The sequence below is a fragment of the Kaarinaea lacus genome, assembly GCF_975902315.1.
Genome location: NZ_CDLKIE010000479.1, coordinates 1 through 3,595 on the forward strand (window position 1 = coordinate 1; position 3,595 = coordinate 3,595).

The following is a 3,595-nucleotide window of genomic DNA, read 5'->3' on the forward strand; positions in this document are numbered from 1 at the left end:
GAATCCAATAGGGGCATATACTGCCAGCAAGGTAGTTGTCATGGCGATGATCGGAACCGCTAATTCTCGAGCGCCTTTTAGTGCGGCCTGCATACGCGGTTCACCATTTTCAATATGCCGGTGTACGTTTTCCACTACGATGATTGCATCATCCACTACCAGGCCGATCGCCAGCACCATGGAAAGCAATGTCAGCAAGTTAAGGGAATAACCTAACAGATACATTACAAAAGCCGCACCGATTAGTGACAATGGTACTGCCACCGCCGGTATAAGCGCAGCACGCACTGAACCGAGAGTAAGGAATATAACCACAATCACGATAATGACTGCTTCAATGATGGTTTTATAAACTTCCTTGATCGATGATTTGATAAACTGACTGGCATCATAAGGTACCCTAACATGCAGTCCTTCGGGTAATTGCGTTCTGACTTTTGGAATCAACTCGTTGACCGCATCGGCGACGGTTATTGGATTTGCGCCCGGCGCCTGTTCGATACCAATAAATACCGATGGTATACCCTTGTACCAGGTAACGGTTTCATACTCTTCCGCACCCAGTTCAGTGACTGCAATATCCTGCAGGCGTACCAACGTACCACCTTCACTGCGCACGACCAGTTTGCGAAAATTTTCCGGTTCACTGACCGCAGTGGTTGTAGTCAGGTTAATGGTGACATATTTGTCCTTGGTGGTACCGATACCCGCCTGGAAGTTATTACCGCGCAGTACATTAACTACGTCTTCGCCGGTTACACCCAGGGCAGCCATTCGTTTGGGGTCCAGCCAGATACGCATGGCAAATTGCGAAGCAAACAGTCTTGCCTTGGCAACACCGGGTAACGCCTGCAACTGCGGCTGCACTACCCTTAATACATAGTCACTGATTTGTGGGCGGGGAATCGAGTCACTGTAAAACGCCAGGTACATTAAGGCTGTGCGGTCACCGGTGGTCGATTCGATAACCGGATCTTCCACATCGCCCGGTAATTCGCCGCGTTTACTGGCAACCTTGGCCTGAATTTCCGCAATCGCGTCATTGGGATCATAGTTGAGGCGCATCTGCGCTTCGATGGTTGACTTACCCTGCGCACTGGTCGAAGAAATAAAATCGATGCCACTGGCTTCAGCCATCGCCTGCTGAATTGGTGTTGTCACAAAACCTTTCACCAGTTCAGAACTGGCGCCAGGATATACCGTAGTAACAGTAATAACCGTGTTCTTGATCAGCGGAAACTGCCGAACTTCAAGTAGCTCAATAGAGCGAAAACCCATTAAAAGGATGAGCAAGCTAAGTACAGTTGCCATTACCGGCCGGTTGATGAAGATATCAGTAAACTTCATTGCGAGTTTAACTCCGCATCGTTTAGCTTAATCTGGTTATCAATTTTAACCGGCATATTATCGCGCAACTTTACCAGACCAGCGCGGACCACCTGAGTACCCAACGCCAACCCATTGACAACAACCCGACCTTCGCGCACTTCTCCGGTTTCCACGGCGGTACGCTTAACAGTGGAAGGTCCCTGTTCGTTCCTGTTTATGACAAAAACAAAATTACCGTAGGTGTTAAAACTGATTGCCGTGCGCGGTAATGTTAACAACGGGCGGGCATCACCAACGATGGTTTCTACTTCGGCAAACATGCCGGGACGTAACGTGTTATCCGGGTTTGACAACGTGGCGCGAATTTTCAGGGTGCGGGTACCCGTGTCAACTCCGGAGTTAACCGCGCTTACTTCGCCGGTAAAAATTTTATCCGGTATTGCATCCAGTTGCAGATTTACGGTTTGCCCCGGTTTAATCTTAGTCAGGTAACGCTCCGGCAAAGTGTAATCAACAAAGATAGGATCAAGCGCCTGTAAACCGACAATGGGATTGCCTGCCTCGAAATACTGCCCTTTATCAACCTGCCTGATACCCGACAGCCCGGCAAAGGGCGCACGAATCACTTTTCGTTTGACGACTTCTTCCTGTTGTTTAACCCTGGCCTTGGCGGCATCAAAACGGGCTTCGGCCTCATCATAATCGGACTTTGAGGTCGCCCGCTTTTTAAACAGATCCTTGACTCGATTAAACTGAATTTCCGCCAGGCGTCTTTCTGCGCGTAAAGCTTCGAGCGCTGCATTGTCGACGGATGCGTCCAGGCGGATTAACACCTGCCCCTCTTCCACGGGTTGACCGGATTTAAAAACTATTTCACTGACAATGCCATTCACTTCAGAACTGACATTTATACCATTGGTTGCAACCAGGGTACCGACGGACTGCAATGATGGTTGCCAATCCTCCTGGGTGACTTCCGTCGATGCGATTACAGAGGGCGGAAAACCACCGCTTTTACCGCCCTGTTGTTGCGAACAGCTGACACCTGCACCGATAGCAAGCGCCACTAAACCAATAACCAGATATTTTGCCATGGCCTGAGATTCCTGGATAGTTTGTGATTCAGATTAGAGCCAACTACAGTTTACGCCAAATTCAAAACACTTTTAATGTCTTTTTAGCTATGTGATAAAAAGAAACAGCTAAGTTTTAGGCACGATGCTCAGCTCAATGGCGTCACATGTACCTGCCTGTTTCATACACAGGGATTCAGCGCTTGTCTCAATACTCATGGTGATGTGGCCTCAGTTGTAAGGGTTTTATTTTTATTTACATGGGTGAACTAATTGGAAGTTTGAACTCATATTAGATAGCAACTACACCCTAATGTGAATATATGATATCAATACTATCAAGCGTGCGAATCAGAGTAATAACCATGCGAAATAGCAGTCATTTCAATTTAATCAAGATATTTGTTGTGCGGCGGTCGCCCAGAGCCTTCGCCCAGGTAAGATTAAACATAAGGAACAATATCCCAATATAACTGGAGTGTTGACATGACTAACTTACCGAAATTGCCCGTGGAGGAATGGGAAGAGACGAAAAACACTTTGCATCTTTTCATGCAGATAGTGGGCAAGATAAGGCTGGCATTATTCCCCAAACAAAACCATTGGTGGCATGTACCACTGTATGTCTCGAGTCGCGGCATTACCACCCGTTCCATTCCCTATAACGACAAGCCCTTCGAAATCGCCTTTGATTTTATTGATCATCAATTGAAAATCACTTGCAGCAGCGGGCAAACCAGGTCATTCCCACTAGCCGATCAATCTGTTGCAAGTTTTTATCACAATATATTTTCCAATCTGCAAGAGTTGGGGATCGAGGTTAACATCATCGCAAAACCCTATGATGTGCCCTTTAGTACAATCCCGTTTGCAGATGACACGCAACATGCCAGTTATGATTCAGCCGCCATAGAAAAGTACTGGCACATATTACTATTTGTGAATACTGTGTTTGAACGTTTTCGTGGCGAGTTTCTTGGCAAGAGTACACCAGTACATATATTCTGGCATCATGCCGACCTGGCACTGACACGTTTCTCCGGAAAAGCTGCGCCTCCACTTAAAGGTGGCACCAATGCCGATCAGGAAGCCTACTCGCATGAAGTCATTAGTTTTGGTTTTTGGATGGGCGATAACATCGTACGTGAGCCGGCCTTTTATGCATACGCATATCCTGAGCCGCAAAACTTGTC

At 47.3% G+C, this 3,595-nt stretch carries 3 protein-coding genes; 1 reads left to right on the top strand and 2 read right to left on the bottom strand.

Features of this window, described 5'->3' with window-relative positions; genetic code table 11:
* Both ACWVCM_RS14885 and ACWVCM_RS14890 read right to left on the bottom strand, forming a co-directional pair.
* Positions 1–1,347: efflux RND transporter permease subunit (locus tag ACWVCM_RS14885; RefSeq protein WP_455202552.1), on the bottom strand; the 1,347-nt coding region annotated here is incomplete at its 3' end.
* Positions 1,344–2,423 (bottom strand): efflux RND transporter periplasmic adaptor subunit, encoded by a 1,080-nt coding sequence (locus tag ACWVCM_RS14890; RefSeq protein ID WP_455202553.1) that lies wholly within the window; start codon positions 2,421–2,423, stop codon positions 1,344–1,346. The genes ACWVCM_RS14885 and ACWVCM_RS14890, both read right to left, overlap by 4 nt.
* 465 nt (positions 2,424–2,888) lie before the next feature.
* Here ACWVCM_RS14890 and ACWVCM_RS14895 point away from each other — a divergent pair.
* Positions 2,889–3,595 (top strand): DUF5996 family protein (locus tag ACWVCM_RS14895; RefSeq protein ID WP_455202554.1); only part of this gene is annotated, 707 nt, incomplete at its 3' end.